At 66.4% G+C, this 26,121-nt stretch carries 31 protein-coding genes; 14 read left to right on the top strand and 17 right to left on the bottom strand.

The window, feature by feature from the left end; all coding sequences use genetic code 11:
- Positions 1-3: 3 nt before the first annotated feature.
- Both C0V78_RS05685 and C0V78_RS05680 read right to left on the bottom strand, forming a co-directional pair.
- Positions 4-585, bottom strand: a complete 582-nt coding sequence (locus C0V78_RS05685; protein WP_101796829.1) for a TMEM165/GDT1 family protein — start codon at positions 583-585, stop codon at positions 4-6.
- Positions 586-594: 9 nt separating this feature from the next.
- The gene (locus C0V78_RS05680; protein WP_101796828.1) at positions 595-1,359 is read right to left on the bottom strand and encodes an SDR family oxidoreductase; all 765 of its coding nucleotides are present in this window, start codon (positions 1,357-1,359) and stop codon (positions 595-597) included.
- Between the two features lie 67 nt (positions 1,360-1,426).
- On the opposite strand from C0V78_RS05680, the gene C0V78_RS05675 reads away from it, so the two are divergent.
- A complete protein-coding gene (locus C0V78_RS05675; RefSeq protein WP_101796827.1) occupies positions 1,427-2,269 on the top strand; it encodes a PhzF family phenazine biosynthesis protein in 843 nt (280 codons plus the stop codon).
- 16 nt (positions 2,270-2,285) lie between these two features.
- On the opposite strand, the gene C0V78_RS05670 is transcribed toward C0V78_RS05675, so the two are convergent.
- The 10 genes from C0V78_RS05670 to C0V78_RS05625 all read right to left on the bottom strand — a co-directional run bounded on the left by C0V78_RS05670 (position 2,286) and on the right by C0V78_RS05625 (position 10,154).
- Entirely contained in the window at positions 2,286-2,681 is a 396-nt protein-coding gene (locus C0V78_RS05670; RefSeq protein ID WP_101796826.1) for a glycine zipper 2TM domain-containing protein, read from the bottom strand.
- A 132-nt stretch (positions 2,682-2,813) separates the two neighbouring features.
- Complete coding sequence (locus C0V78_RS05665) at positions 2,814-3,167, bottom strand: glycine zipper 2TM domain-containing protein (RefSeq protein WP_371514421.1); 354 nt, start codon at positions 3,165-3,167, stop codon at positions 2,814-2,816.
- 99 nt (positions 3,168-3,266) lie between these two features.
- Positions 3,267-4,526 carry a 23S rRNA (adenine(2503)-C(2))-methyltransferase RlmN gene (rlmN, locus tag C0V78_RS05660; RefSeq protein WP_101796825.1) on the bottom strand — a complete coding sequence of 420 codons (1,260 nt, stop codon included), beginning with the start codon at positions 4,524-4,526 and terminating at the stop codon, positions 3,267-3,269.
- Between the two features lie 50 nt (positions 4,527-4,576).
- Positions 4,577-5,071: a hypothetical protein gene (locus C0V78_RS05655; protein ID WP_101796824.1), complete on the bottom strand. Its 495-nt coding sequence runs from the start codon at positions 5,069-5,071 to the stop codon at positions 4,577-4,579.
- Between the two features lie 62 nt (positions 5,072-5,133).
- Positions 5,134-5,313 (bottom strand): DUF4169 family protein, encoded by a 180-nt coding sequence (locus C0V78_RS05650; RefSeq protein WP_101796823.1) that lies wholly within the window; start codon positions 5,311-5,313, stop codon positions 5,134-5,136.
- Between the two features lie 2 nt (positions 5,314-5,315).
- Positions 5,316-5,804, bottom strand: coding sequence for a GreA/GreB family elongation factor (locus C0V78_RS05645; protein ID WP_101796822.1), 489 nt, complete (start codon positions 5,802-5,804; stop codon positions 5,316-5,318).
- Positions 5,805-5,806: 2 nt separating this feature from the next.
- Entirely contained in the window at positions 5,807-6,730 is a 924-nt protein-coding gene (gene argC / locus C0V78_RS05640) for an N-acetyl-gamma-glutamyl-phosphate reductase (protein WP_101796821.1), read from the bottom strand.
- Positions 6,727-7,074 (bottom strand): SH3 domain-containing protein, encoded by a 348-nt coding sequence (locus C0V78_RS05635; protein WP_371514420.1) that lies wholly within the window; start codon positions 7,072-7,074, stop codon positions 6,727-6,729. Before C0V78_RS05635 ends, argC begins: the two co-directional genes overlap by 4 nt.
- A gap of 81 nt (positions 7,075-7,155) precedes the next feature.
- Positions 7,156-8,766, bottom strand: a complete 1,611-nt coding sequence (locus C0V78_RS05630; protein WP_101796820.1) for an MBL fold metallo-hydrolase — start codon at positions 8,764-8,766, stop codon at positions 7,156-7,158.
- Positions 8,763-10,154: a M17 family metallopeptidase gene (locus C0V78_RS05625; protein ID WP_101796819.1), complete on the bottom strand. Its 1,392-nt coding sequence runs from the start codon at positions 10,152-10,154 to the stop codon at positions 8,763-8,765. The genes C0V78_RS05630 and C0V78_RS05625 overlap by 4 nt, the downstream gene beginning before the upstream one ends.
- 103 nt (positions 10,155-10,257) lie before the next feature.
- Here C0V78_RS05625 and map point away from each other — a divergent pair, with 103 nt between their 5' ends.
- Positions 10,258-11,082, top strand: coding sequence for a type I methionyl aminopeptidase (map, locus tag C0V78_RS05620; RefSeq protein ID WP_101796818.1), 825 nt, complete (start codon positions 10,258-10,260; stop codon positions 11,080-11,082).
- Here map and C0V78_RS05615 read toward each other — a convergent pair.
- Together C0V78_RS05615 and ccmA are read right to left on the bottom strand one after the other, a co-directional pair.
- Entirely contained in the window at positions 11,079-11,738 is a 660-nt protein-coding gene (locus C0V78_RS05615) for a heme exporter protein CcmB (RefSeq protein WP_101796817.1), read from the bottom strand. The genes map and C0V78_RS05615 overlap by 4 nt on opposite strands.
- The gene (gene ccmA / locus C0V78_RS05610; RefSeq protein WP_101796816.1) at positions 11,735-12,313 is read right to left on the bottom strand and encodes a heme ABC exporter ATP-binding protein CcmA; all 579 of its coding nucleotides are present in this window, start codon (positions 12,311-12,313) and stop codon (positions 11,735-11,737) included. The genes C0V78_RS05615 and ccmA overlap by 4 nt, the downstream gene beginning before the upstream one ends.
- A 49-nt stretch (positions 12,314-12,362) precedes the next feature.
- Here ccmA and C0V78_RS05605 point away from each other — a divergent pair, with 49 nt between their 5' ends.
- Complete coding sequence (locus C0V78_RS05605) at positions 12,363-12,653, top strand: 4a-hydroxytetrahydrobiopterin dehydratase (protein ID WP_101796815.1); 291 nt, start codon at positions 12,363-12,365, stop codon at positions 12,651-12,653.
- Positions 12,650-13,765, top strand: a complete 1,116-nt coding sequence (locus C0V78_RS05600) for a hypothetical protein (protein WP_101796814.1) — start codon at positions 12,650-12,652, stop codon at positions 13,763-13,765. Before C0V78_RS05605 ends, C0V78_RS05600 begins: the two co-directional genes overlap by 4 nt.
- Before the next feature lie 6 nt (positions 13,766-13,771).
- On the opposite strand, the gene C0V78_RS05595 is transcribed toward C0V78_RS05600, so the two are convergent.
- The 3 genes from C0V78_RS05595 to C0V78_RS05585 form a co-directional block, all read right to left on the bottom strand.
- Complete coding sequence (locus C0V78_RS05595; protein WP_144039842.1) at positions 13,772-15,055, bottom strand: DUF1214 domain-containing protein; 1,284 nt, start codon at positions 15,053-15,055, stop codon at positions 13,772-13,774.
- A 102-nt stretch (positions 15,056-15,157) separates the two neighbouring features.
- Complete coding sequence (locus C0V78_RS05590; RefSeq protein ID WP_101796812.1) at positions 15,158-15,970, bottom strand: SDR family oxidoreductase; 813 nt, start codon at positions 15,968-15,970, stop codon at positions 15,158-15,160.
- A gap of 81 nt (positions 15,971-16,051) precedes the next feature.
- Positions 16,052-16,669, bottom strand: a complete 618-nt coding sequence (locus C0V78_RS05585) for a DNA-3-methyladenine glycosylase (RefSeq protein WP_101796811.1) — start codon at positions 16,667-16,669, stop codon at positions 16,052-16,054.
- A 95-nt stretch (positions 16,670-16,764) separates the two neighbouring features.
- Between C0V78_RS05585 and C0V78_RS05580 the strand changes: the two genes are divergently transcribed.
- From C0V78_RS05580 to murF, 10 genes are all read left to right on the top strand, one after another.
- On the top strand, positions 16,765-17,082 hold the full coding sequence (locus C0V78_RS05580) for a 2Fe-2S iron-sulfur cluster-binding protein (RefSeq protein ID WP_101796810.1): 318 nt from the start codon (positions 16,765-16,767) through the stop codon (positions 17,080-17,082).
- Between the two features lie 41 nt (positions 17,083-17,123).
- Positions 17,124-18,128 carry a cysteine synthase A gene (locus tag C0V78_RS05575; protein WP_101796809.1) on the top strand — a complete coding sequence of 335 codons (1,005 nt, stop codon included), beginning with the start codon at positions 17,124-17,126 and terminating at the stop codon, positions 18,126-18,128.
- Positions 18,129-18,207: 79 nt separating this feature from the next.
- Positions 18,208-18,477: a hypothetical protein gene (locus C0V78_RS05570; RefSeq protein ID WP_254049831.1), complete on the top strand. Its 270-nt coding sequence runs from the start codon at positions 18,208-18,210 to the stop codon at positions 18,475-18,477.
- 14 nt (positions 18,478-18,491) lie between these two features.
- Positions 18,492-19,190: a DUF4350 domain-containing protein gene (locus C0V78_RS05565; protein WP_101796808.1), complete on the top strand. Its 699-nt coding sequence runs from the start codon at positions 18,492-18,494 to the stop codon at positions 19,188-19,190.
- A 332-nt stretch (positions 19,191-19,522) separates the two neighbouring features.
- Positions 19,523-20,023 carry a division/cell wall cluster transcriptional repressor MraZ gene (locus C0V78_RS05560; protein WP_216822160.1) on the top strand — a complete coding sequence of 167 codons (501 nt, stop codon included), beginning with the start codon at positions 19,523-19,525 and terminating at the stop codon, positions 20,021-20,023.
- Positions 20,020-20,973: a 16S rRNA (cytosine(1402)-N(4))-methyltransferase RsmH gene (gene rsmH / locus C0V78_RS05555; RefSeq protein ID WP_101796807.1), complete on the top strand. Its 954-nt coding sequence runs from the start codon at positions 20,020-20,022 to the stop codon at positions 20,971-20,973. Before C0V78_RS05560 ends, rsmH begins: the two co-directional genes overlap by 4 nt.
- Positions 20,970-21,491 carry a hypothetical protein gene (locus tag C0V78_RS05550; RefSeq protein ID WP_101796806.1) on the top strand — a complete coding sequence of 174 codons (522 nt, stop codon included), beginning with the start codon at positions 20,970-20,972 and terminating at the stop codon, positions 21,489-21,491. Before rsmH ends, C0V78_RS05550 begins: the two co-directional genes overlap by 4 nt.
- A complete protein-coding gene (locus C0V78_RS05545) occupies positions 21,488-23,218 on the top strand; it encodes a penicillin-binding protein 2 (RefSeq protein ID WP_101796805.1) in 1,731 nt (576 codons plus the stop codon). Before C0V78_RS05550 ends, C0V78_RS05545 begins: the two co-directional genes overlap by 4 nt.
- A complete protein-coding gene (locus tag C0V78_RS05540) occupies positions 23,215-24,666 on the top strand; it encodes a UDP-N-acetylmuramoyl-L-alanyl-D-glutamate--2,6-diaminopimelate ligase (protein WP_101796804.1) in 1,452 nt (483 codons plus the stop codon). Before C0V78_RS05545 ends, C0V78_RS05540 begins: the two co-directional genes overlap by 4 nt.
- Positions 24,663-26,117 carry a UDP-N-acetylmuramoyl-tripeptide--D-alanyl-D-alanine ligase gene (gene murF / locus C0V78_RS05535; protein WP_101796803.1) on the top strand — a complete coding sequence of 485 codons (1,455 nt, stop codon included), beginning with the start codon at positions 24,663-24,665 and terminating at the stop codon, positions 26,115-26,117. The genes C0V78_RS05540 and murF overlap by 4 nt, the downstream gene beginning before the upstream one ends.
- Positions 26,118-26,121 lie beyond the last annotated feature (4 nt).

The raw sequence follows: 26,121 nt of genomic DNA, 5'->3' as shown, positions 1-26,121 counted from the left end.
GGTTCAACCGGTCCACCCGAGCGCCGAGGCGAGTTGCCAGAGGCCGAGGACGAGGAAAAGCGCCGCGGCTGCAATGCGCGCTCCCTTCAGCGACACGCGCTTCACCAGTTCCTCGCCCAGGAAGACGGCGGGGACATTGGCGATCATCATGCCCAGCGTGGTGCCCGCCGCGACTGTCAGGACATCGCGGTAATGGGCAGCAAGGGCAATGGTGGCCACCTGCGTCTTGTCGCCGATCTCGACGAAGAAGAACGAGACGAGCGTGGTGAGGAAGGCACCGCCGCGCTGGCGGACGGCGGCATCCTCGTCATCATCAAGCTTGTCGGGCACCAGTGTCCAGGCGGCCATAGCGATGAAACCCAGCGCCACGGCAATGCGGAAGCCTTGCGATTCAACCAGCCCCGCCACTTCGCGCCCGACCAGCGCGGCAAGTGCGTGGTTCAGGATCGTCGCCACGAAGATGCCCGCCACGATCTGCCAGGGCGCGCGCAGACGGGCGGCAAGCACGATGGCGAGCAGCATGGTCTTGTCGCCGATCTCGGCGAGCGCGACGACGGCGGTGGAGGTCAGCAGGGCTTCAAGCATCGGCGGCCCTTAGGAAAGCCCGCGCGCCAGGTAAAGCACGTCGCGCGGCTGGGATAGCAGGTGCTGCCCGGAATCGATGAACAGGCTCTCCCCGCTGGCCAGCCATCCTTCGGCAAGGAACAGGGCGGCATCGGCCAGCTCCTGCGGATCGGTAAGGCGACGGAGCAGGTTCATCCGCCCGGAAAGCTCATGCTCCTCGTCCACCTGGTCGTGGCTGGGCAACATGGCGCCCGGGGCCAGGCCATAGACGCGATCGGCGGGGCTCGCCTGCGCCATGGCAAGGGTGCGCACCGATGCGGCCAGCGCATTCTTGGCCATGGTATAGGAAAAGAAATCCGGGTTGGGATTTTCCACCTTCATGTCGGTGAACTGGATCACCCGGCGTCCGCCCGCGGACCTCGCCGAGCGCAGGAAAGCCTGTGCCATGCGGGCTGGGGCTGCGGCATTGACAGCCATGGCTTCGGCAAAGACGGCGGGATCGATGCGTTCCGCGCCATCCTCGTTGAATACGGCGGCGTTGTTTACCAGCACGCGCCAGTCCGGCAGGCGGGCAGCGATGGCCTCGACCATGGCCTCTGCCGCATCGCCATCGGCAAGGTCGCACTGCACCACTTCGGCCGAAGGCAGTTCGGCGGCCAGCGCTTCGGCGGCCTTGTGCGAGAAACCATGGTGGATCACCACGTGCCAGCCCTGTGCGGCGAAGGCGCGTGCCAGCGTCGCGCCAATGCGGCGCGCGGCTCCGGTGATCAGGACGGCGGGTTTATCCTTGGCCATGCGGGCCTTGGAGCATAAGCCTGCGGCCCAAGGAAGAGCGCCGCAGCGGTTTTGAAGGGATAATGCCGTGAAACTCGATCTCGTGGACGTGTTCGCCTCCGGCCCGCTCAGCGGCAATCCGCTGGGCGTGGTGCATGGCGGCGGCGAACTGAGCCCGGAGCAGATGCTGGCGATCACCCGCTGGCTCGGCTTTTCGGAAGTTACGTTCCTTTTGCCGCCAAGCGATCCGGCGGCCGATTACCGGGTGCGCATTTTCTACCCGGCCGGTGAACTGCCGTTTGCCGGTCATCCCACGCTCGGCAGCGCCCATGCCTGGCTCGCGGCGGGCGGTACGCCAAAACGGCCCGGCCGGATCGTGCAGGAATGCGGTGTCGGCCTGGTCGAGGTGCGGCAGGATGGAGACAGGCTGGGCTTCCGCGCACCGCCGCTCGTGCGAAGCGGACCGCTGTCCGAAGCGGAACTTGGCGAAGCGCTGCGCGTCTCTGGCGCGGACCCGGCGCGAGTGGTGGAAGCAGTGCATGTTGCCAATGGTCCCAATTGGGTGCTGCTGCGGCTGGACAGTGCCGAGGCCGTGCTTGCCGCCGAACCGGCTGCAAAGGCGGCGCCGGGAACCGATGTCGGGCTGGCCGGGCCTTGTCCGGCGGGCAGCGCGGCCGATTGGGAATTGCGCGCCTTCTTTGCCAAGGGCACCGGACAGATGGCGGAAGATCCCGTTACCGGCAGCTTCAACGCCGGGGTGGCCATGCACCTGTTCGCCACCGGGCTCGCGCGGGGCAGTTATCTTGCTGCACAAGGCCGCAAGACGGGCGCCGACGGGCTGGTCCATGCCAGCCAGGACGACGAGGGCGTGTGGATCGGTGGCCGGGTGCGGATGGTTTCGGCCGGCGGGGACCTGACGCCCCCCGCCTGATGTCCGGCTTAGCGGCTTACTGGCACTTCACCTCGCCGCGATCGAGCGAGCGGCCGAGCAGGCCGCCACCCACCGCGCCGACGATCGTGCCCAGCGTGCGGTTGCCCCGTCCGGCGATCCGGTTGCCCAGGAACCCGCCAAGGGCGGCGCCAATGACAAGGCCGGTCGTGCCGTTCTTGCGCTTGCAGCGGTACTGTCCGTCCTCGTCCAGCCAGATCTTGTCAGACTTGCCCAGCGTCTGCGGCGTCACATAGTTGCCGTTCTCGTCATAGGCGATCTGGTTGCTGCTGGTCGTCGCCTGGCTCTGGCTGCTGTTGGTGCCGAAATTGTACAGCGGCGGTTCGGCTGCGGCGAGCGGGCTCGACAGCGAGGCGGAAGCGGCGAGGGAGAGGGCGAGAAGCGACTTGCGCATGGGCGATCCTTTCGCATGGACGAAGCGAAGGGAATCTAAGGCAAATCGTGCCGCCTGCCGCCTCCTAAGAGTCAGGCCGTGCCGCCCGCGCGACAAGCCGTGCGGGCGCAACATGGTGAAACGATTGGCCTGTCAGCGGCAGCGGGTGGGGCCGCGATCGATCTCGCGCCCGATCACCGCACCGGCCACGCCGCCCAGGACCGTGCCGGTAACGCGTTCTCCGCGCGTGTCGATGGCGCGCCCGACAAGCGCACCCAGCGCCGCGCCAATCAGCAGGCCGGTCGTGCCATTGCCGCGCTTGCAGTAATAGCGGCCGTCCGATCCCTGCCAGTAACGGATGCCGTTGTCGGTTGTGCGATAGGCGATGGCCCCGCTCTTGGCGCGATAGCCGTGGGCCGGTGCCCATGATGGCGGACGGGCAAGGGCGCTTGCCGTGGGAAGGGCAAGGGTGGCGAGTGACAAGGCGCAGATCGAATGGCGCAGCACGGGCAGTCCTCCTGTCTTGAATGCGATCAGGCGAACCACATTTGCCAGGCTTGCTGAACGTCCGATTGCCGTCGGGGACAGGGCGCCCGGCAAACGCGATCAGCCGAGCGCGGCCTGCTTTTCCTCTGCCAGCCGGTCCAGTTCGGCGCGGCTCATCTTCTGGGCTGCGGTCTTGAGCTGGCCGCAGGCGGCATCGATGTCACGCCCGCGCGGAGTGCGGACCGGGGCGCTGATGCCCGCTTCGAACACGATCTCGCTGAAACGGCGGATGCGCTCGGGCGTGGAGCATTCGTAGATCGCACCGGGCCATGGGTTGAACGGGATCAGGTTCACCTTGGCGGGCAACTTGTACTTCTTGATCAGCCGCACCAGTTCGCGCGCGTCCTCGTCGCTGTCGTTCTTGTCCTTCAGCATCACATATTCGAAGGTGATGCGGCGGGCGTTCGATGCGCCGGGATAGTCGGCACAGGCCTGGAGCAGTTCTTCAAGGCCGTACTTGCGGTTGATCGGCACGATCTCGTCACGCACTTCCTTCGAGACGGCGTGGAGCGAGACGGCAAGATTGACGCCGATCTCCTCGCCGCATTTCGCCATCATCGGCACGACACCCGAAGTGGACAGCGTGATGCGGCGCTTGGACAGGGCAAGGCCATCACCGTCCATGACGATCTTCAGCGCATCGCGGACATGGTCGAAGTTATACAGCGGCTCGCCCATGCCCATCATCACGATGTTGGTCAGCAGGCGGCCATCGGGCGAGTAGCCGCCGCCATCCTCGTCCTCTACCTCGTCCAGCCCGGCCATGGTGCCGCCGCCGCGCGGCCATTCGCCCAGCTCATCGCGCGCCAGCATCACTTGCCCGACGATTTCCCCGGGGGTCAGGTTGCGGACAAGGCGCATGGTGCCCGTGTGGCAGAACCGGCAGTTGAGCGTGCAGCCCACCTGCGAGGACACGCAAAGCGTGCCCCGGTCCGCATCGGGGATGAAGACCATCTCGAACTCATGCCCGTCCGCCGTGCGCAGCAGCCACTTGCGGGTGCCGTCGCTCGAATGCTGGGCGAGCACGACCTCGGGACGACCGACGACAAAGCGCTCCGCCAGCCAGGGGCGCATGGTCTTGGCGATGTCGGTCATCGCCTCGAAATCGGTCACGCCGCGGTGATAGAGCCAGTGATAGACCTGCTTGGCGCGCAGCTTTGCCGCCTTGGCATCAAGCCCTGCCGCTTCGAACAAGGCGGCGATCGCCTTCCTTGGCAGGCCGAGCAGATCAACACGACCGTCCTCGCGCGGGGTAACCTCGCGCGGGGTGGGGACGGGATCGATCATTCCCGGAATCGACATGAATGCAGTATCGGCCATAGGCGCGCACATAGGGATTGCCGGGCCTTTTGGCCAGTGCGCGGGTTGCCTCAGCGAATTCCGGCGCAACCGATCTGCGCCGCGTCCATCGCGGTGGCTGCGCCGGCAAGGCTGTAGCTGTTGGAAAAGGCGCGGCCCGCAGCATCGCGGGTGCTGACCGTCATCTCGCCGGCAGACCGCATGGCGGCGACAATGGCGGCGTCCATCCGCTTGTCCACCGACCATGCATCGCCGCCGCCGCCCGTAAGGTCGAAACGCTGGCCGCCGACGAACAGCAGGATCCGCGCTTGCGGGGCCAGATTGCGCGAGAGGCGGAAATGGACCTGCCCGCGCTCACCTTTTTTCGGCCAGGTGCCGATGGCGGCATAGGGCTGGAATTGTCGCTCAAGCCGGGAAGGCCGGGCCATGGCTATGGCATAGCAGCGCGGCACGTTCGGATCGCGAAAGGCCGCCCAGTCGCCATAGACCCCCAGGCTGTCCCGCGCGAGGGCAGGGGCAGCAATGAGCGCGGCGGGGATGAGCAGGAAAGTCAGGCGGCGCAGCATGGTGCGCGCCTCATGGCAAGAAATGCTGTTGTGCGAAAGGGATGAATGCCGGCAGGCGCGGCTCATTCCGGGTCGCGCCTATGGCCCTCCAGATCGCGCAGGGCGCGGACATTCTCGGCCTGCTCGATTGCCTTCTGGGCCTTGGTTCGCCCGCTGAGCAGGCGGTTGCGGTCTGCCTTGGCCTGATCTTCGCTGCGCTTGCGTGCCTTTCGGGCCATCCGCAGGTTGACGATCTCTGCCATGGTCAGGCCGCTTCGGGATAGGTGACGGCGATCACTTCCCATTCCTTCTCGCCGCCGGGCAGGCGTACCTTGCGCAGGTCTCCCACCGACGCACCCCGCAGGGCGCGCGCCAGCGGGGCGGACCAGCCGATCAGCCCGGACGATGCATCCTGCTCGTCATCGCCCACCAGGGTCAGGGTACGGTGATTGTCATCCTCGTCGGCGATAGTGACGGTTGCGCCAAACCAGGCGCGGTTTCGATCTTCCTGCCGGGCAGGATCGACCACGCGCACCGCCTTCATCCGGCGGGCAAGGAAGGCAAGCTCGCGGTCAATCTCGCGCATCCGCTTACGACCGTAAAGGTAATCGCCGTTCTCGCTGCGGTCGCCATTGCCTGCCGCCCACGATACGATCTCGACAATCGCCGGGCGTTCGGTGGAAAGCAGGTGATCGTAGCGGGCGCGCAGGGCGGCAAGGCCAGCCGGGGAAATCGGCGGCGCCTTCGGATCCATGGCTAGAGCGAAAGGCCGGCGGTCTCGGGCAGGCCGGCCATCAGGTTGAGGTTCTGCACCGCCGCGCCGCTGGCACCCTTGCCCAGGTTGTCGAGCCGGGCGACCAGCCGGGCCTGCGAACCGTCGGCGGCGCCGAACACCCAGAGCTCAAGCTTGTCCGACGGTGCCATCGATCCGCGCAGAAGCAGCTCGTCCGGGCGATCGTCACGCACGGTGACAACCGCACTGCCGGTGTAGAAATCGACCAGCGCCAGGCGCAGCACCTCAGGCGATCCGGCCATCGGCATGGCGGATAGCGGCACCGGCACTTCCACGATCATGCCGCGATGGGCAGGGACAACGGCGGGTGCGAACAGCGGCGGATGGGAAAGGCCGACCAGCTTCTGCATTTCCGGCACGTGCTTGTGGCCAAGGCCAAGCCCATAGGCGCGGAATGCGATGTCGCGATCTTCCTCGAACCGGGCGATCAGCGCCTTGCCGCCGCCCGAATAGCCGGAAACGGCATTGACGGTATAGGGCCAGTCAGCCGGAAGCAGGCCCGCCCTGACCAGCGGGGCGACCAGCGCGATGAAGCCGCTGGGGTAGCAGCCGGGATTGGTGACGCGAACGGCATCGGCAATCGCCTCACGCCCCACGATTTCGGGGAAGCCATAGGTCCAGCCATCGGCAACGCGGTGGGCAGAGCTGGCATCGATGATGCGCACCTTGCTGCCCTCGGCCAGGGCAACCGCTTCCTTGGCGGCATCGTCGGGCAGGCAGAGCACGGCGAAATCCGCAGCATGATAGGCATCGCGGCGGGCATCGGCGCTCTTGCGCTGGACATCGTCGAGGACGATCAGCTCGAACTCGTTGCGCGGGGCAAGCCGCTCCAGGATTTCAAGGCCCGTGGTGCCGGCCGCACCGTCGATGAAAACCCGCGTGCTCATGCCTCGGGCCGCAGTTGCTCAAGCGGGACATAGCCAACCGGTCCGTCCTCGCCGCCCGCCTGGCCCCAGGCAGTGCCGCCGGCAATGTCGAGCACCTCGAACAGGCTCCCTTCCGCCAGCTCGGCAAGCGTCTCGGCATCGCTGCGCCCGGAAGAGAGCAGCTGCGCGCCGCCCGGACCAACCCGGTGCAGAGCGGGTACAGCATAGTGCGGCACGAAATAACGCCCGGCGAGGCGGATGTGTGCCAGGTCTCCGCGCACAGGCGTGTGCGCCGGATCGGCGATCTTCATCGGCCCGGTCATGGCGAAGCTCCGCCCGTCAAGCTTGGCGTCTAGGCTGGACAATTCGCAAAGGTCCCCTGGCGTTCCCCGTGTGGATGCGCGCGCTTATACAAAGGCGGCGACAGAGGCAAGTTTGCCGCCCCTTCACCTTGCCCGGTGCCCCTTGTTCCGGGCCTTCTTGGTCTCGCGGAATGCCGCGTAACTATCCAGCACTTCACGCATTTCGGCGATGGCATGCTCTCGCGCCTCGGCATCCTGGATTTTCAGCAGGCGCTGCTTCAGGCTGCTTGCCAGTTCGGCATAGCTGTTCTGCCAGTCTCGCCCCACGGCCTTGCGCGCCTCAAGCCCGCCGGTGCGGGTGCGGCTGGCGGGACTGGCCGGCTCCAGCTTCCACGCCTCGCCGATTTCCGGGACAACGATCGATGGTGCCAGGCCGCGCTCCTTCGCCAGACCGGCAAGGGCATCGATTGCCCCGCTTTCCCCGTGTTCGAGGAACAGCGAGCCGGCAATCGGCGCGCGCGCGGCGATCCAGTCCAGCAGTTCGGACTGGTCGGCATGGGCGGAATAGCTGTCGATCCGGCGGATCTGCGCGCGCACAAGCACGTCGCGCCCGGAAATGCGAACCCGCTCTGCCCCTTCCATGATCACCCGGCCAAGTGACCCTTCGGCCTGAAAGCCGACGAACAGCACGGTCGAATCGCGGCGGTGCAGGTTGTGGATCAGGTGGTGGCGGATGCGCCCGGCCTCGCACATCCCGGAAGCGGCAAGGATGATCGCACCCGAGATCGAATTGAGCCGGACGGACTCTGACACGTCGTTGACGTAATGGATCGCCGGGCTTTCGAACACGTTGAGGCCGTCGGTGTCTTCCAGACTTTCGACATGGCGGGCGAAGACCTGCGTCGCCCGGTTGGCCAGCGGGGAATCGACAAAGACCATGGCGTTGCCGATCCGCCCGTCACGCGAAAGGCAGGCAAGGTCGAGCAGCAGTTCCTGCGTCCGTTCCAGCGCGAAAGACGGGATGATGAGGTTGCCGCCGCGCGCCCGCGATTCATTGACGATGCCGGCAAGCATTTCACGCCGCTCGGCAATCGAATGCTTCTCGCGGGCGCGGTCGCCATAGGTGCTTTCGCAGAACACATGGTCAAAGCAGCAAGGGCCATCGGGATCGGGGTGAAAGGCCTTGTTATCAGGCCCGACATCACCCGAAACCATGACGCGAACGCCGCTCGCCTCGATCTCGGCAGAGGCAGAGCCAAGGATATGGCCCGCGTTCCACAGGCGGGCCCGGAAGCCGGGAGCAGGTTCGAACCATTCGCCCAGCTCCACCGGACGGGTCATGCCCCAGGCCTCCAGCGCATCGGCTTCGGTGTAAAGCGGCTCGATGGCCTTGTCGCCCTCGCGGTCGCGGCGGCGGTTGATGCGCTCGGCCTCGCCCTCCTGGATACGGCCGGAATCGGCGAGCATGTATTCGAGCAGCTCGGCGGTCTGGGGCGTGCACCAGATCGGCCCGGCAAAGCCATCGCGGACCAGCCGGGGCAGCAGCCCGCTGTGGTCGATATGGGCATGGGTCAGGATCACCCCGTCGAGCCCGGCGGCGTTTTCCACGCGGGGATCGAAGTTCATCTCCTCAAGCGTGCGCGATCCCTGGAACAGGCCGCAATCGACCAGCAGGCGTCCCTTGCTGCCGGCAAATTCGAGGCACGATCCGGTCACCGTGCGCGCGGCGCCGTGGATCTTTACCGAAAGGCTCATGCATCGGCTCCATAGCGCGTCTTGAGCATGGCCCATGCAGCGCGCAGGCCCAGCGCATCGCCGCCCTTGGGGCGGCCCGGCTTGGCTACCGGTCGCCAGGCAAAGGTATCGAAGTGCGCCCAGTCCGTCCCTTCCGGCACGAAGCGGTCAAGGAACAGGCCGGCGACCGATGCCCCGGCAAAGCCGTTGGAATGGCTGTTGTTGATGTCGGCAATGTCGCTCTTGAGCCATTCGGCATAGGGCTTGTGCAGCGGCAGGCGCCAGACCGGATCGTCATGATCGATCCCGGCCTTCAGCAAGGCCTCGGCGGTCTTGTCCTCGCGGGCCATCAGCGCCGGCAGGTCCGGGCCAAGAGCCGCGCGCGCCGCGCCTGTCAGCGTCGCGAAATTCAGCATGAAGTCGGGTTTCGCCTCGCCGGCGCGGGTCAGGGCATCGCCCAGGATCAGCCGGCCTTCGGCATCGGTATTGCCGATCTCTACCGAAATGCCCGCCCGGCTGCGAAGCACGTCGCCGGGGCGGAAGGAGTTGCCCGAAACGGCATTCTCCACCGCCGGGACAAGCAGGTGGAGCCGCACCGGCAGGCCCGCCCCCATCACGAGCCCGGCCAGCGCCAGCGCATGGGCCGCGCCGCCCATGTCCTTCTTCATCAGCAACATGGCAGAGCTGGGCTTGATATCGAGACCGCCGGAATCGAAGCACACCCCCTTGCCGATGATCGCCAGTCGCGGATGCTTGGGATCGCCCCATTCCAGTTCGATCATGCGCGGCGCATGGGCGCGACCAGCAGCGCGACCGACCATGTGGACCATCGGGAATTCGCGTTCCAGCGTATCGCCCTTGGTAACGTGCAGTTCGGCGCGGTACTGTTTCGCCAGCGATGCGGCGGCGGCTTCAAGCTCTGCCGGCCCCATGTCCTCGGCCGGGGTGTTCACCAGATCGCGGACCAGTTCCACCGCCGATGCCTCGGCAAGGACGGGATCGATATCCTTGACCTGCTTTGAAAGAAGCACGCGCGGTCCGGTTTCCTTGGGTTCGGAACGATAGCGGTCAAAGCTGTACTGCCCCGTCACCCAGCCGAACATGGCCTTGCCCGGATCGCCTCCGGCCCGGCGATAGGTTCCTGCGGGCAGCGCCTCTGCCAGCTTGGCCATGCACCACGATGACAGGCTGTCGGGATTGGCGACGCCGGAAACCACGAACCAGTCATCCCCGTCGGGCACGATCGCATATTCATAGCCCGCGCCCTCGAACTTCTGCGCGCCAAGCGCGGCGCGCTGGGCCGGTGATCGGCGCTTCAGCCAGTCGGCATAAGTCTCCTTGGAGACGAGGTGGATGTCGGTTGCCTTCTGGCCGCGATCGGGCTGGATCAGGGAATTCTTGTCGATCATGGAAAACGCATAGATCGCTATCGCCGGGCTGGGAATCCCTTTCGGCGCAGACTTTGGCAGCCGGTGTCTCGCAATTCCGCCGCAAAGCGCCTATGTGCGCTGCATGACACAGTACCAGACCGTTACCGACGATGAGACCCTGCTGCGCGATGGCACGATCAAGCTGCACGGCCCGCAACACTTCGAGGGCATGCGCAAGGCCGGTCGGCTGGCGGCGGAAATCCTTGATGAACTGACCACTTTCGTGAAGCCCGGGGTGACCACCGGCGCGATCGACGATCTGGTCCGCAAGCTGACGATGGATGGCGGTGCGGTGCCGGCGACGCTGGGCTATCGTGGCTATGCCCATTCGTGCTGCGTTTCGATCAACCATGTCGTCTGCCACGGCATTCCGGGCGAAAAGGCGTTGAAGGACGGCGATATCGTCAACATCGACGTTACCCCGCTGCTCGATGGCTGGCACGGCGATTCCAGCCGCATGTACCTTGTCGGCGACGTGCCGCTGAAGGCGCGCAGGCTGGTCGAGGTGACTTACGAGTGCCTGATGCTCGGCATCGAACAGGCAAAGCCCGGTGCGCGGCTCGGCGATATCGGCGCGGCCATCCAGCGTCATGCCGAAGGGCACCGTTATGGTGTGGTGCGTGAATTCTGCGGCCATGGCCTTGGCCGCTTGTTCCATGATGCGCCCGAGGTGGTCCATGCCGCCCGCGCAGGAACCGGTCCGGAACTGAAGCCGGGCATGTTCTTCACGATCGAGCCGATGATCAACCTTGGCAAGCCGCCGGTGAAGCTGCTTGACGATGGCTGGACGGCGGTAACGCGCGATCGCTCGCTTTCGGCGCAGTTCGAACATTCGATCGGCATCACCGAAACCGGCTGCGAGATCTTTACCGCGAGCCCGAAGGGGCTGGACAAGCCGCCTTACTAACCGCGCGCGCCGCGCACTGCAGCCGCACCGGCAAACGGGGCGATCGCCAGCAGGACGAGGCTCGCCGCGCCGCACAGGGCAAGCCCGCCTTCGCCGCCAATGGCAAGGCTGCCGGCGCCGAAGACGAGCAGGGGCACGGAAAGCGGCACCACCAGCAGGCCGCCCAGCGCCGCGCCGCCGCGCAGGCCTGCGGTAAGGGCCGCAACCATGACGCCGAGCGCGGCGAGGCCGGGGGTTCCGGCCAGCAGGCCCAGTTCCACCAGCCGCAGCTTTTCGCCGTCCAGGCCCAGCAGGGCGGCGGCGGGCAGGGCGGCGAGCATCAGCGGCGGGCCGAAGCTGATCCAGTGGGCAAGGATCCGCACGCCCATCACCGCCTCTTCCGAAATGCCGCGCAGGGCCCACTGGTCGAACAGGCCAAGCTCGATGTCGGGTTCCACCAGCCGGTCGATCGGCAGGATCGCGGCGAGAAGGGCCGCCACCCAGATTACCCCGCCGCCAGTGCGCGCCAGCAAGGTTGGATCAGGCCCGACGGCAAAGGGAAACAGCATGGCCACGGCAAGGAAGAACAGCAGCGGCAGCAGCGTGCCGCCGCGCTTTCCGCCCAGCAGCAGAAGGCCGATGTCGCGGCGCAGGATGGCGAGCAGAGGACGGCTCATGCGCGGAACTCCGCAAGGTCGAGCGTGCGTTCGCCCGGCAGGCGCATGGGCTGATGCGATGCGGCGAGGGCAATGCCGCCGCCGGCGCAATGTTCCGCCACCAGCGCCTCGACCATCGCGACCGCAGCCGTATCGAGGCCGTTAAGCGGCTCGTCGAGCAGCCAGACCGGTGCGGCCTGTCCCATCAGCCGGGCGAGGGCCGCACGCTTTTTCTGGCCGGTGGAAAGGTAGCGCACCGGCACGTCCTCCAGCCGGGCGAGGCCCAGCCGCTCAAGCGGCAGGTGTTGCCATCCGTCGATCCGCTGCCAGAAGGCCAGAGCCTTGCCCAGCGGCAGGTGCGGGTCGAGCGCGGGGCGCTCATCAAGCAGGGCTACGCGACCCTGGCTTTCGCAGGTGCCGACCAGCGGGCGCAGCAGGCCGGCGATGATCCGCAGCAGGCTGGACTTGCCCGTGCCGTTTGCCCCGGCAACGCGCAGCGCCTCGCCCGAGGCGAGTTCGAACGAGAGCCCGCGAAACAGCAGCCGCTCACCGCGCTGGCAGGCGAGATCGTGTGCTGTCAGACTGGCCCCTTGCATGGGGCAGCGCCTTAGGGGAAAGCAGGGCCACTGCCAAGGAGTGCGCCTGATGCCGATTGCCCGCCTGACCGATTCCGAGCGCGATGCCCTGCTTGCCGAATGCCCCGGCTGGAGCCTGAGCGCCGATGGCAAGGGCATAGAGCGCGAGTTCCGCTTCGCCGATTTCAATGCGGCCTTCGGCTTCATGACCCGCGTTGCGCTCCATGCGGAAAAGACGGATCACCATCCCGAATGGTCGAACGTCTACAACCGGGTGAACATCACGCTCACCACCCACGATGCCGGCGGGCTTTCCGCCCGCGATGCGGCCATGGCCAAGGCTATCGAGGAAATGCTGTGAAGCGCGCGCTGGCCCCCGTTGCCCTGCTCGTCTCCAGTCCCGCCATGGCCCAGGATGCTCCGCTGCCTGCCTGGCAAGGCGTGTGGAAGGGAACCATCGGCACCCTGCCGGTGCAGGCCTGCTTCGCCCGCATCGGCGACAGCTATAGCCGCGGTGCCTACTTCTACCTTTCGGGCAAGCGACTGATCCAGCTCGAGTTCGATGATGGTGGCGACTGGGTGGAGAAGGCCGGAAAAGGCGGCGCGGAAAGTGGCAGGTGGACGGTTTCGGTTGCCACAGACGGCTCCCTCCGGGGCGAATGGAAGGGCAGCGGAAAGGTTCTTCCCGTGTCGCTAAAGCCGGTCGGCGGCGCGGAAGACCGCGAAGAGGCCTGCGGCAGCCGCGCCTTTATCGCGCCTCGCATTCAAGCCCCGGTGGTGAAGGGAAAGCCCGCCACGGTGCCGGGCCTTGCCTATACCATGCAGGAATACCGGGTGCCCGCCCATTTCGAGAACGTGTCAATGCGCAGCTTCACCTTTGTTCCGGTTCAGGCGGGCGACAAGGCGATCATTGCTGCCGCGCGGCTCGAGCCTGACCAGCCCGATGCGCGGGGGGACTATATCTCGTGCATGCAGGGCGCGATCAGCATGAACGGGATGGACGGCGATTACACCCAGCAGATCGACCCCGAATGGGCGACCCCGGCCTTCATGTCGATCAAGCAGACCTTTGGCGGCTATTGCGGCGGGGCGCATCCGGACTGGGGCTATAGCCGCGAACTGTGGGACCGGCAGACCGGCACCCGGGTCGACCTGGCCCGCTGGTTCATTGGCTCGGCCGTAAAACCGGGTGGAGAAACGGCGGAATCGACCGTTTCGCAGCTTTCCCCGGCGATACGGGCGGCGATCCTGAAGGGCTACAAGTCCCCCGAGGCCGAATGCCGCGAAGCGGCTGCCGAGCAGGACTGGTGGGGCATCGGCCTTACCCGCACCGGCTTTGTCTTCACCCCCAGCTTCCCGCACGTGATGGCGGCCTGCACGGAGGACGCGCAGGTGCCGTTAGCGGAAGTTTCCCGGTTCCTCACCCCGCTGGCCCGCAAGCAGGTTGCGCGCCTTCGCGCGGGAGGCTGGTAGGACTGCCTACCAGATCGGTCGCTGCACCTGCGCGGCGCGGCGGGCGCGGATGATCTCCTGGCGCTGCTCCGGCGAAACGGTGCCGGTTTCCGGGGGCAGGTGCTGGCGCAGATCCACCAGCTTGACCTTGGTCACGGTCGGAACGGGCTGGCTGTCGCACTCCATCCACCGCCCTTGCAGCAGTCCCCGGTTGTGGCCGGCAGTATCCAGCCAGTTGGGCACGCCCGGATCGCGATTGGCGACGACGATGCGCAGGCGCCCGTCCTTATCCGGCGCGGCCTGTGCCTGGTTCAGGCTGGAGTGGTTGTTGTACCAGTCGGTCGTCTCGTACAGATCGTTGGTCAGGATCAGCGAGCGATAGCGGCACGTCCGGGGCACGTCGCTCTCCACGATTAGGGCTTCGTCGTCGGCAAGGTCATAGGCGCCTTCGTAATAGAATTGTCCGGCAAGCCCGCCCGTGCTGGTCATGTCGAAGGTCTTGACGCGATTGACATAGCCATCGGCCCGCAGCTTCGAGACGTGATCGATGAACATCAGCGCCATCATGTCGACCATGGCGGGCAGGGCACGCAGCCGGGCTTCCAGATCGGCGGCGGTGCGGCGTGGGCGGGCGACAGGTTTGTCGAGCCGTTCGATGGAGATCGTCGGCGCCTGCTCCTTTGCCCAGTCGGCGCTGACCATGCGCATCATCAGGCGATATGCCTGCGGGCGCAGTTCCCACCACTCGCCGCGGTAGCCCTTGGGCTTTTCGCGGCTGAGCAGCACGTCGAACCGGCCCTGCTTGTCGGTCTTCACCTTGGCAAGGTCGATGTGGGTGCGGCCCGCGCCGGTTTCGGCATTGCGCGGCACGACCTGCGCGATGATCGCCTGATTGAGTGAGCCGGCCTTGCCACGCAGGCGGTAGGAACCTGCCCCGTCGATCCGGGCGGAACGGTAGATGGTATCGGCGTTGGGTTGGCCGATGTTGAAGACATAGCCGATCGCGGGCAGGAATTCCGGTGCATCGGCATCCCCGCCGATCGCTTCCAGCCCCTGGCTGGTGAGGGATTCGAGCGCCAGGCGCGCCACTTCCTGCTGCACGCGCGGATCGTTGCGCATGGCATCGGGCAGGCGGGCAAGCATCCGGTCAGGCAGGTCCGCCAGCTTGCCGATCAGCTCGTTCCATCCGGGCACCGCCGAATGCGGCGCGGGCGGAGCGGCTGCCGGCTCGGCACGCGCGACCAGCGGCAGAATGGCTGCTGCGCCTGCTGCGAGCACGGCCAATGGGGCCAGGAAACGCGGTTTCGCCATGGGCAGGATCCTCTCGCTCGATTGTCTTGTGGCGAGAAGTTTGCACGGAGCGCAGCGGGCGGGAAGGGCGTGGCACCGGGCATCGCCCCCGCGCAACTGCCATCATTCCATCGCGGTGCGCGTCTTCATCAGCATCCGGCTGCGCTGGCGCAGCTTGCCGGGCATCCACTTGGCGGCAAAGGCCATCGACTTGGCCGTCTTGCCGACAAGGTTATGCAGCGTCTTGCCGCCGTTCACCGCATTCCATACGGTTTCCGCCGCCACCTCCACCGGCGTGAATTCCAGTCCCGCGCGGATCACGCTTTCGCGCTTGGTCATGTTGGTTTTCTTGTTGGCCGGCCCGGCCAGGATACCGGTGTCGATAAAGCTGGGCATCAGCGAACAGACGTGAATGCCATCCTCGCCCCATTCGGTGTCGAGCGCTTCGGTCAGGCCGCGCACGGCGAACTTGGTGGCGGAATAGAGCGCCAGTCCGCCCGATCCGTAAAGGCCTGCCGCGCTTGCCGTGTTGACCAGCGAAGAGCCCGGTGCCGCAGCCTTCAGGTAGGGATAGGCAGCCTGCGCGCCATAGACCACGCCGGTAACGTTGATGGCGATCAGGGTATCGATCTCGTTCTTGTCGAGATCGGCCAGCATTCCGCCGGTGCCGATACCGGCATTGTTGAACAGAACGTCGATCCGTCCGCCGCTGGCCTTGGCGAAGGCGGCCAGCGCCTCGTCCCATGCCTCGCGGTCGCGCACGTCAAGCTTGTGGGTGGAGCAGGACCCCGGTGGCAGCAGCTTTTCCGTTTCTGCCATGCCGCTTTCGGAAATGTCGGCAATGCCGACGAACCACCCGCGCGCAGCAAACCAGATGGCGACGGCGCGGCCGATGCCCGATCCGCCGCCGGTGATGAAAATGGCCTTGCGTTCCATGTGCGTCTCTCCCGTTGGGCAAAGACTAAGCCGATTGAGCGCGGCTTGTCGATTCCGCTACGGAAGGGAGGTTTCTCCCGCCTAAAGCGCGGCGTTGTTGTAGCAATGCCAGGTGAAGATTGCCGCTGCACCGCGGTGGGGGCTCCAGCTTTCCGCCAGTTCGCGGGTGCGCTTTTCGGTCGGTCGCTCGTCCAGCGCCAGCAGCTTGTGCAGGCCGGCCTGCACGGCCAGGTCGCCTGCCGGCCAGATGTCCGGCCGGCCTTCGGCAAACAGCAGGTAGATCTCGGCGCTCCAGCGGCCGATGCCCTTGATGCGGGTGAGCAGCGCGATGGCTTCCTCGTCGTCGTCGGGCAGGGCGTCGAAGGTCAGTTCGCCGGAGAGGACCAGTTCGCACAACGAACGGGCGTAGCCCTGCTTTTGCCGGGAGAGACCGCAAGCCCGGAGTTCATCGAAGTCGCTGGCGAGCAGTCTGGCGGGATCGACATTCTCGCCCAGATGCGCCTCAAGCTTGCGCCACATCGATGCGGCGGCGGCAACGCTCACCTGCTGGCCGACGATGGTGCGCAACAGGGTGGCATAGCCGCGCGGGCGGCTCCTCGGTTCGGGATAGCCTGCGATGGCAAGCGCGCGGGCAAAGCCCGGTTCGCTGGCAGCAATGGCTTCAAGCCCCGTGCGGATCGCTTCGGCGCTCAGGCCCATGCGCTATTCCCTCTCATATCTTGCCAAAGCCACCGTGCTTCATTAGCAGCGCCGCCAAAGCCCGCAACCGGGCCGCGAAACCAAAGGAAACAGCAATGGCCAAGCTTGTTATCGTCAACCGTGAAGGCGCGGAAACCGAAGTCGAAGTGAAGAACGGCTACACCGTGATGGAAGCCATCCGCGACAACGGTTTCGATGAACTGCTGGCCCTGTGCGGTGGTTGCTGCTCCTGCGCGACCTGCCATGTCGTGGTCGATCCGGCCTTTGCCGACAAGCTGCCGCCGATGAGCGAAGACGAGAACGACCTGCTCGACAGCTCCGACCATCGCGTCGAAGGCTCGCGGCTTTCGTGCCAGGTCAAGATGTCGGACGCGCTTGACGGCCTGCGCGTAACGATTGCCGAAGAAGACTGAGCACCTTGCGGGCGGGGCTGCGAAGCCCTAGCTCTCGGCCTATGACCGGTATCGTCGCAAGCTCGTCGCTCGACCTGATTGGCAACACGCCGCTCGTGCTCCTTCAGGGGCCGAGCGAGGCGGCGGGTTGCGAAGTGTGGGGCAAGTGCGAATTCGCCAACCCCGGCGCCTCGGTGAAGGACCGGGCGGCGCTGTGGATCGTCCGCGATGCCGAGGCGCGGGGCGAACTGAAGCCCGGCGGCACCGTCGTGGAAGGCACGGCGGGCAATACCGGGATCGGCATCGCGCTTGTCGCCAATGCGCTTGGCTACAAGACCGTGATCGTCATGCCGGACAACCAGTCCAAGGAAAAGATGGACACGCTGCGCGCCCTTGGCGCGGAACTGGTGCTGGTGCCGCCGACGAAGTTCGTCGATCCGGCCCACTTCGTCCATACCTCGCGCCGTCTGGCGGAAGAGACCCCGGGTGCGGTCTGGGCCAACCAGTTCGATAATGTCGCCAACCGCAAGGCTCACATCGAAAGCACGGCTCCGGAAATCTGGGAGCAGATGAGCGGCCGCATCGATGGCTTTACCTGCGCGGCGGGGACCGGCGGGACGATTGCCGGTGTGGGGCTTGGCCTCAAGGCATTCGACGAGAACGTGCGCATTGCGCTGACCGACCCGCACGGAGCGGCGCTTTACAACTACTATGCCCACGGCGAACTGCTGGCAGAGGGCAGCTCGGTTGCCGAAGGGATCGGGCAGGGGCGGATCACCGCCAACCTTGAAGGCGCGCCGATCGACACGCAGTTCCGCATCTCCGACGAAGAAGGGCTGGAATGGGTCTCCCGGCTGCTGTCGGAGGAAGGCCTGTGCCTTGGCCTTTCGAGCGGAATCAACGTCGCCGGTGCGGTTGCGCTTGGCCGACAGCTGGTCGCAGAAGGGCGCGAGGACGCGCGTGTCGCGACAATTCTCTGCGATACCGGCTTCAGGTATCTGTCATCGCTGTACAATCCGGAATGGCTGAAGGCCAAGGGACTTCCCGTATTCCCGTGGTTGCGCTGAGGTGGCGGAAGCGGTAAACCCGGCAGCAATGGCAACAAGGCCGAACCATAGCCCGAAGGGTCCCGGGCCGCAGCATTATATGCCGCCCAGCGCGCGCGAGATTCGCGCGCAGGCCGTTCATCGCCTTCAGATCGGCATATTCGGCCTTGCGGCCATGCTGCTGCTTGTCGGGCTGGCCAACATCATCATGGACCGGGCCAAGCAGGCCGAAGCCGGGGTTACCGGAACGCAGGTGCAGGCAGAGGCGCCTTCCAAGTCCAACAGCGATCCGCTGGCCGATATCGGCGCGGTGCCTTCTCCCGAAACGAGCCAGACCGCGCCCAAGGGCGCTGCGGCACAGGGGCGCTGATCGCCCGGCTGGCAATGGCCGCGGCCCTGCTCGCGGCTCTGGGTGCCTGCAATGGCAAGGCGCAGGGCAATCGCAGCATTGCCGTGATGACCAGCCTGCCCATCCTGTGGGACGAGCATGCGGACATATCCGCCACCCTCCAGCAGTCCGATGCAACACCGCACTGGGCGCGGAGCGAGCTTGAAGCGCGCGGCAAGCTGCGCCCGCTCGACGTGGTGAGTGACGAGAGCCTGCGCGGAACGGACATCGCGGTCCTCGCCCAGCCACGGCCGCTTGCACCCGAAGAGATGGTGGCGCTGGACCGCTGGGTGCGCAGCGGGGGGCGCCTTCTGCTGCTGGCCGATCCGATGCTTACGGCGGAATCGATCTTTCCCGTTGGCGATGGTCGCAGGCCCCAGGCCATCGCCATGGTCGATCCGCTGCTCGCTCACTGGGGGCTGGAACTGCGCTTCGACGAGCGGACGCCGCCGGGAGAGCGGCTTGCCGAGGCCGAGGGGCTGGAAATTCCCGTCAATCTGCCGGGGGCGTTCAAGGCCGGGCAGGGCAGCTGCACGATCACTGCCGCGGGACTTGTTGCCCGCTGCCGGCCCGGCAAGGGCCTTGCCATCATCGTGGCGGACGCAGCACTGCTGGAACCGCGCGATGGCGAGCGCGCAAAACCGGCCGCCAAGGCCTTTGCCGGGCTGGTGGGCCTTGTGGAAAACTCGCGCTGAACCACGGTCGGGGAAAATCGGGGTGAACCCGGATCCCGCTTGGGATGCGCAAACTAAAATCAATAAAAACAGGGATTTGCAACACGCGCCTGCGTGGCGTTTTGTTGTGATCTCGCGCGCAGCTATTACGTAAAATCAATAGTTTAACGAGAAAAACCCAAAAAAACCGACTCTACCCCTTCCCACCCCGCGCTATCCGCGTTAAGAATTACGTCCAATCGGGATGATTCCATTTGTCGACTCTCCAGGGGGTCAGCCGATCGCGAGGGCGCGCGGTCGGGCAGGGGGAACCTGTTCCGTGAATTGGGGCAGCTGGAGCGGGGCTGGGGCACGTGAGCGAAGGACCGGTCAGGTACAACGGAAGGGAGGTCACGCTGAAAGGCGGTGGCGACCGTTTCGTCCTGCCGCCCGAATTCCGCCGCCTTGTCCGCCAGTCCTCCGATGGTCAGCGCGTGCTTTGCCTTCAGATCCATCCCGATCGCCAGTGCCTGATGGGCTTCGGCCTTTCCCGCAAGGCGGAGCTTGAGGCCCAGATCGACAAGGAAGAGGCGAACGCCATCGCGCTCGGCACTGCGTTCAACCGCGAAGACCGCGAAATCGATCTGTTCTCCTTCGAAACCTTCCCCTTCGATGACAGCGGCCGCTTTGTCCTGCCCGCCGATTTCATCGAGCATGCCGGCATTTCCGACCGGCTCTACTTCCAGGGCGCCGGCCCCAACTTCCTGATCTACAGCCCGGAAGTCATCGATGCGCTCGACGATGAGCACGCAACGCTCAAGCGCAATTGCGCTGGCGCTCTTGCTCGCCTCAAGGCCGGAAAGGCCGCGAAGTGAGCGCCGCTCCGCACATCCCCGTCCTGCTTGACGAAGTGATCGATGCGCTCGCCCCTGCGCCCGGGACGCTGATCGTCGATGCCACTTTCGGTGCAGGTGGCTATACCCGCCGCCTGCTCGATGCCGGTGCCACGGTGCACGCCTTCGATCGCGACCCCGACGCCATTGCCGCCGGCCGCGCCTGGCCGGAGTGCCAGGGCGAAGAGCCGCGGCTGGTGCTGCATCCGCGCCGCTTCTCCGAAATGCTCGCGGCGATGAACGAGGCGGGCATCTCCCGCGTTGACGGCGTCGTGATGGACATCGGCGTTTCCTCGATGCAGCTCGACCAGTCGGCCCGCGGGTTCGCCTTTTCTTCGGACGGTCCGCTTGACATGCGCATGTCGCAGTCCGGGCCGAGCGCGGCAGACTTCCTCAACGAAGCGGCCGAATCCGAAATCGCCGACGTGCTTTTCCAGTACGGCGAAGAGCGCCAGTCGCGCCGCGTTGCCCGCGCCATCGTGGCCGCCCGCCCGCTCGAAACGACCGGCCAGCTGGCCAATGTCGTGCGCAAGGCGCTGGGCTATCGTCCCGGTGCGCCCAAGGATCCCGCGACGCGCTCCTTCCAGGCGATCCGCATTCATGTGAACGCGGAGCTGGAGGAATTGCACCAAGGGCTCGCTGCCGCCGAAGCCCTGCTGGCCGAGGGTGGCCGGCTTGCCGTTGTCAGCTTCCACAGCCTTGAAGACCGCGTGGTCAAGCAGTTCCTGCGCAAGGCCAGCGGCGCACTTCCCGCAGCATCCCGCCACCTGCCGCAGGTTGGCGCCGCAGCGGCACCCACCTTTTCCGAGGTCGCAAAAGCCATCCGTCCGTCCGAGGCGGAAATTGTCCGTAATCCCCGTGCCCGTTCCGCGACGCTCCGCAGCGCCGTGCGGACGGCTGCACCGCCTGCTCCCGATAGGAGGGCCGCATGATCGTCACCCGTTCCCGTTTGCAGAAGATTGGCTGGGCCGCGATCCTGACCATCTGTTTCGCCCTGCTCACGGCGCTGACCTTCAGGGTCAATGCGGTGAAGAGCGAGGTGCGGCTGGTCGAACGCAGCCTGGTTTCGGTCCGGCAGCACAAGGAGCTGCTCAAGACCGAGTTCGAAGCCCGCGCCAGCCAGCGCAAGCTGACGGCGCTGAACGATTTCGAATTCGGCTACAAGGCGCCGACGCCGGCCCAGTATCTTGAAAGCGAGCGCCAGCTTGCCGCGCTGGGCAAGCCGCGCGCGGCCGATGCCCCGGCACCCATCATGGTCGCCAGCGCCGACCGCAACGAGACCGACGGCTTCCCCACCCTGGTGAACCCGCTTTCGGGCAAGGCACAGGCGGCCGAAGTCAAGCCTGAGCGCGCCCGCGTCGCTTCAGCCACGACCAGCAAGAACCTGGGCGCACGTCTTTCGCAGGTTGGCGGCATGGCCTCCCGCGACAAGGACACTGTCCGCGAATGAGCGCGATCGCCGTCTCGACCAAAGCCAGATCGGGGCGGCTGCAACTCGTCAACGTGCGCCAGCGCATGCTTCACGTCGCCAAGTGGCGGCTTGTCTTCGTTGCGAGCGGCTTCGGCGCGCTGGCCTTTGCCGCGACGGTGCGGCTGGCGCTGCTGGGTTTCGGTGGCAACGCGCCTGAAAGCCTGACGCTGGACGAGGCGCTGCAGCCGCCGCGGGCCGAAATCGTCGATCGCAATGGCGTCCCACTCGCCCGCGCCCTGCCGACCTTCGCCCTGTGGTTCGATGCGCGCCCGATGGATGGCGCGCCGCCGCTGGTGAAAAGCCCGCAGGAACTGGCAACCGAACTGCTGCGCATCTTCCCGGACGAAAACTACGACCGGCTCGTCTCTGTGCTGTCCTCCGGCAAGTCCGCCTATATCCGCCACCGGGTGCTCCCCGAAGAAGCCGATAAGGTCCAGGCGCTCGGTGAGGCAGCGCTGCAGTTCCCGCGCGAGGAGGAACGCTTCTATCCGCAGGGCACCATGGCTGCCTTCGTGCTGGGTTATGTCGACCGCGACGGCAAGGGCATGGTCGGCATGGAGCAGGTGCTTGACCAGCGGCTGAAGGATCCTGCCATGCGCGGCCAGCCGGTGCCGCTGTCCATCGATGCGCGCGTGCAGGGCGCGCTGGAGGATGAACTGGGCAAGGCCATCGCGGCCAGCGAAGCCAAGGGCGGTGGCGGCATCGTGCTGGATGTCGAAACCGGTGAAGTCCTTGCCTTTGCCTCTGCCCCCTCGTTCGATCCCAACCGTCCGCTCGTCTACGGCGAGAACGGGCAGGGCCTGATGCACAACGTGATGACCGGCCAGAACTACGAGCTTGGCTCGGTGTTCAAGCCGCTCACCGTAGCTGCCGCCATCGACGAAGGCCTGGTGACCGACATGGCCAAGCGCTGGCCCGCCGGTGACAAGATGGTGATTGCCGGCAGGCCGGTGCACGATCACCACAGCTACGGGGCTTCGCTCACCGTCCCCGAAGCGCTGATCCACTCGTCCAACATCGTGCTGGCCCAGATCGGCGAGGCGCTTGGCCCGGAGAAAGTCAGCGGCAGCCTCAAGGCGCTGGGCTTCTTTGAAAAGCCCTATCTTGAGCTCCCCGGCCGTCGCAATCCGCAGCTGCCGCGCGACTGGTCCAACATCACCACCACCCGCGTGGCCTTCGGGCACGGCATTTCGCTTACGCCGCTGCACATCGCCTCGGCCTATGCGGCGATGGTCAATGGCGGCATCTGGCGCCCGGCAACGCTGATGAAGATCGATCCCGACAAGGCCCCCGCTGGCCGTCGGGTGTTCAAGGCATCGACCAGCGCGCGCATGCGCCAGCTGCTGCGCCTGATCGTCAGCATCGGCACCGGCAAGTCGGCCAATGCCGCCGGTTACCGGGTCGGCGGCAAGACCGGCACGGCAGAAGTGGCCGACCAGTTCGGTTATCACAAGGATCGCGTCGTCTCGACCTTCGCGGCCGCTTTCCCGATGGACAGCCCGCGCTATGTCGTGGTGACCACCATCGTCGAGCCCAAGGGTACCGCTGCCACGTCCGGCCAGCGCACCGCGGGCTACACGGCTGCCCCCGTTGTGGGCAAGGTGGTGCCCCGCATCGGTCCGCTGCTGGGCGTGATGCCCGATGCCGAACGCGACGTTGACCTGACGGACCTTGCGCCGCTCGTCGCCAACGGAGAAGGGGAATGAAGCTGGGCCAGATCGCCGATGCGGCCGGGATTTCTCTCCCCGGTGGCGCAGACCGGCTGGTCACCGGCTTTGCCATCGACAATCGCAAGGTCGCGCAGGGGTGCGTCTTCGGCGCCTTCCAGGGCGCTACCGTCAATGGTGAGGACTTCATTCCGGCCGCGATCCAGGCAGGGGCGGTTGCCGTGGTCGCCCGGCCCGAAGCGAAAGTGGAAGGGGCGATCCATATCGCCGACGCCAATCCGCGCCGCACCTTCGCCCGCCTTGCAGCCCGCTTCTTCACCCCTGTGCCTGAAACCGTGGTTGCCGTGACCGGCACCAACGGCAAGACGTCCACCGTCGAGATGACGCGGCAGATCTGGCGGATGGCCGGCCACCGCGCGGCCTCCATCGGCACGCTGGGCGTCACCACCAGCGACGAGAGCGTCTCGACCGGTCTGACGACGCCCGATATCGTCACCTTCCTGGCCAATATGACCGGCCTGGCCCGTGAAGGCGTGACCCACGTGGCCTATGAGGCTTCGAGCCACGGCCTGTCGCAGTTCCGCAACGAAGGACTGCGCGTGAAGGCGGGGGCCTTTACCAACCTTTCCCGCGACCACCTCGATTACCACAAGGACATGGACGATTACTTTGCCGCCAAGATGCGGCTGTTTTCCGAAGTGGTTGAGGATGGCGGCACCGCCGTGATCTGGGCGGACGACGAATGGTCGGCAAAGGCATCCGCCGTTGCGCGCGGGCGTGGTCTCGATCTTTTCCTGGTCGGCGAGAAGGGCAACGGCATCCGCCTGCTGGGCCGTACGCCCGGCCAGCTTGGCCAGGTGCTGGAAATCGCTTTCGAAGGCGATGCCCGCAAGATCAACCTGCCGCTGATCGGCGCCTATCAGGCGGCGAACGCCCTCGTTTCCGCAGGCCTCGCGATTGCCACGGGTGAGGCGCCCGACCGGGTTTTCGATGCCCTGTCGCGCCTCCAGCCGGTGCGCGGGCGCCTCGAACGGGCGGCGATCACGCGGGCGGGGGCGCCGGTCTATGTCGACTATGCCCATACGCCCGATGCGCTGGAAGCCGCGATTGCGGCCCTGCGCCCGCACGTTGCCGGCCGCCTGATCGTCGTATTCGGTGCAGGCGGGGACCGGGACGCGGGCAAGCGTCCGCAGATGGGCCGGGTTGCGGTGGAACAGGCGGACCTTGCCATCGTTACCGACGATAACCCCCGCGGCGAGGATCCTGCCGAGATCCGCCGCCAGATCATGGCCGGGGCAATCGCCGCCCGCGAAGTGGCAGACCGCCGCGAGGCCATTGCCGCCGCCGTTGCCGAGGCATGCAAGGACGATATCGTCCTCGTCGCGGGCAAGGGCCATGAACAGGGCCAGATCATCGGGCGGGGCGCAGATGCCCGCGTCCTTCCCTTCGACGATGTGACCGTAGCCCGGGAGTGTGCCGGACAATGAACATTGCCGCCCTGATCGACTGGCCCATCGAGGCGCTCGACGATGCCGGTCTGGCCTTGTGGACATCCGAGGCGATCGTGCGGGCCACCGGTGGCACGGCCAGCGCCCATTTCCAGGTTTCGGGCGTCGAGATCGACAGCCGCGACGTGCTTCCGGGCGACCTGTTCTTCGCGCTTAAGGGCGAGGCGATGGACGGCCACCGCTTCGTCGAATCCGCCTTTGAGAAGGGTGCCGCCGCCGCCATTGTCGACCGGCCGGTGCGCGGGCCGCATATCTTGGTCAAGGATACCTTCGTTGCGCTCCAGCACCTTGCCAAGGCGGCGCGCGAGCGCAGCCATGCGCGCATCGTCGGGGTGACCGGCTCGGTCGGCAAGACCGGCGTCAAGGAAGCGATCTTCGCCGCGCTCGACCGGGGTTCCAACGGACAGGCGCACCGTTCGGTCAAGAGCTACAACAACCACGTCGGCGTGCCGCTCAGCCTTGCACGGCTGCCCGAGCGGGCAAAGTTCGGCGTATTCGAAATGGGCATGAACCATGCCGGCGAAATCGCCGCACTGACCACGCAGGTCTGCCCGCACGTTGCCGTGATCACAACGATTGCCCCGGCGCACATCGAAAACCTGGGGAGCGAGGAAGCGATCGCCGATGCCAAGGCGGAAATCTTCCTCGGGCTGGAGCCGGGCGGCACGGCCGTCATTCCGGCGGACAGCCCGCATTACTGGCGGCTGCGCGCCGCTGCCGAGCGTCAGGGCGCGAAGGTCGTCTCCTTTGGCACGGCGGCCCACGCAAGCGTCCGGCTGCTCGATGCCGTGCAGGCACCCGGCGGCGGATCGCTGGTTACCGCCGATCTTGGCGATCGCCGCCTGTGCTACACGGTTGCCGCCCCGGGCGAGCACTGGGTATCCAACTCGCTCGGCGTGATTGCCGCTGTCCGCGCTGCCGGCGGCGATCTCGGGGCTGCCGGTCTGGCGCTTGCCGAGATGGAAGGCATGAAGGGGCGGGGCGCTCGCCACAAAATCGCGGTTGCCGGCGGAGAGGCGCTGCTGATCGACGAAAGCTACAACGCCAACCCTGCTTCGATGCGGGCCACACTGGCGCAGCTGGGTGCCACTCCGGCGCTGCGGCGCATCGCCGTTCTGGGGGCGATGAAGGAGCTGGGCGATTTCGGCCCCGGCTTTCACTCGGCGCTCGCTGAACCCCTTGCAGGGGCGCTGGTGGACTTTGCCGTGCTTGTCGGCGACGAGATGACCGCGCTGGCCGACGAACTGGGGAAATCTGCGGGGTCCGCGCTTGGCAATGCCGTGCCCTTCGCCCATTGCCGGACGCCTGCCGAGGCGCTCGCAGCCTTGGCGGAACTCGGGCTTAAGCAGGGCGACGCCGTGCTTGTGAAGGGATCGAATTCGGTGGGGCTGGGCGCCGTTGTCGCCGCGCTCGTCGAAGGGAAGGAATAGGATC

Source organism: Novosphingobium sp. TH158 (assembly GCF_002855555.1).
Lineage (GTDB): Bacteria > Pseudomonadota > Alphaproteobacteria > Sphingomonadales > Sphingomonadaceae > Novosphingobium.
This window is presented reverse-complemented; position numbering and strand designations above follow the sequence as displayed.

Coding starts and splice junctions, on each gene's coding strand:
- C0V78_RS05685 (WP_101796829.1), bottom strand. CDS start 585: ATGCTTGAAGCCCTGCTGACCTCCACCGCCGTCGTCGCGCTCGCCGAG.
- C0V78_RS05680 (WP_101796828.1), bottom strand. CDS start 1,359: ATGGCCAAGGATAAACCCGCCGTCCTGATCACCGGAGCCGCGCGCCGC.
- C0V78_RS05670 (WP_101796826.1), bottom strand. CDS start 2,681: ATGCGCAAGTCGCTTCTCGCCCTCTCCCTCGCCGCTTCCGCCTCGCTG.
- rlmN (WP_101796825.1), bottom strand. CDS start 4,526: ATGGCCGATACTGCATTCATGTCGATTCCGGGAATGATCGATCCCGTC.
- C0V78_RS05655 (WP_101796824.1), bottom strand. CDS start 5,071: ATGCTGCGCCGCCTGACTTTCCTGCTCATCCCCGCCGCGCTCATTGCT.
- C0V78_RS05650 (WP_101796823.1), bottom strand. CDS start 5,313: ATGGCAGAGATCGTCAACCTGCGGATGGCCCGAAAGGCACGCAAGCGC.
- C0V78_RS05645 (WP_101796822.1), bottom strand. CDS start 5,804: ATGGATCCGAAGGCGCCGCCGATTTCCCCGGCTGGCCTTGCCGCCCTG.
- argC (WP_101796821.1), bottom strand. CDS start 6,730: ATGAGCACGCGGGTTTTCATCGACGGTGCGGCCGGCACCACGGGCCTT.
- C0V78_RS05630 (WP_101796820.1), bottom strand. CDS start 8,766: ATGAGCCTTTCGGTAAAGATCCACGGCGCCGCGCGCACGGTGACCGGA.
- C0V78_RS05625 (WP_101796819.1), bottom strand. CDS start 10,154: ATGATCGACAAGAATTCCCTGATCCAGCCCGATCGCGGCCAGAAGGCA.
- map (WP_101796818.1), top strand. CDS start 10,258: ATGACACAGTACCAGACCGTTACCGACGATGAGACCCTGCTGCGCGAT.
- C0V78_RS05615 (WP_101796817.1), bottom strand. CDS start 11,738: ATGAGCCGTCCTCTGCTCGCCATCCTGCGCCGCGACATCGGCCTTCTG.
- ccmA (WP_101796816.1), bottom strand. CDS start 12,313: ATGCAAGGGGCCAGTCTGACAGCACACGATCTCGCCTGCCAGCGCGGT.
- C0V78_RS05605 (WP_101796815.1), top strand. CDS start 12,363: ATGCCGATTGCCCGCCTGACCGATTCCGAGCGCGATGCCCTGCTTGCC.
- C0V78_RS05595 (WP_144039842.1), bottom strand. CDS start 15,055: ATGGCGAAACCGCGTTTCCTGGCCCCATTGGCCGTGCTCGCAGCAGGC.
- C0V78_RS05590 (WP_101796812.1), bottom strand. CDS start 15,970: ATGGAACGCAAGGCCATTTTCATCACCGGCGGCGGATCGGGCATCGGC.
- C0V78_RS05585 (WP_101796811.1), bottom strand. CDS start 16,669: ATGGGCCTGAGCGCCGAAGCGATCCGCACGGGGCTTGAAGCCATTGCT.
- C0V78_RS05580 (WP_101796810.1), top strand. CDS start 16,765: ATGGCCAAGCTTGTTATCGTCAACCGTGAAGGCGCGGAAACCGAAGTC.
- C0V78_RS05575 (WP_101796809.1), top strand. CDS start 17,124: ATGACCGGTATCGTCGCAAGCTCGTCGCTCGACCTGATTGGCAACACG.
- C0V78_RS05570 (WP_254049831.1), top strand. CDS start 18,208: ATGCCGCCCAGCGCGCGCGAGATTCGCGCGCAGGCCGTTCATCGCCTT.
- C0V78_RS05565 (WP_101796808.1), top strand. CDS start 18,492: ATGGCCGCGGCCCTGCTCGCGGCTCTGGGTGCCTGCAATGGCAAGGCG.
- C0V78_RS05550 (WP_101796806.1), top strand. CDS start 20,970: ATGATCGTCACCCGTTCCCGTTTGCAGAAGATTGGCTGGGCCGCGATC.
- C0V78_RS05545 (WP_101796805.1), top strand. CDS start 21,488: ATGAGCGCGATCGCCGTCTCGACCAAAGCCAGATCGGGGCGGCTGCAA.
- C0V78_RS05540 (WP_101796804.1), top strand. CDS start 23,215: ATGAAGCTGGGCCAGATCGCCGATGCGGCCGGGATTTCTCTCCCCGGT.
- murF (WP_101796803.1), top strand. CDS start 24,663: ATGAACATTGCCGCCCTGATCGACTGGCCCATCGAGGCGCTCGACGAT.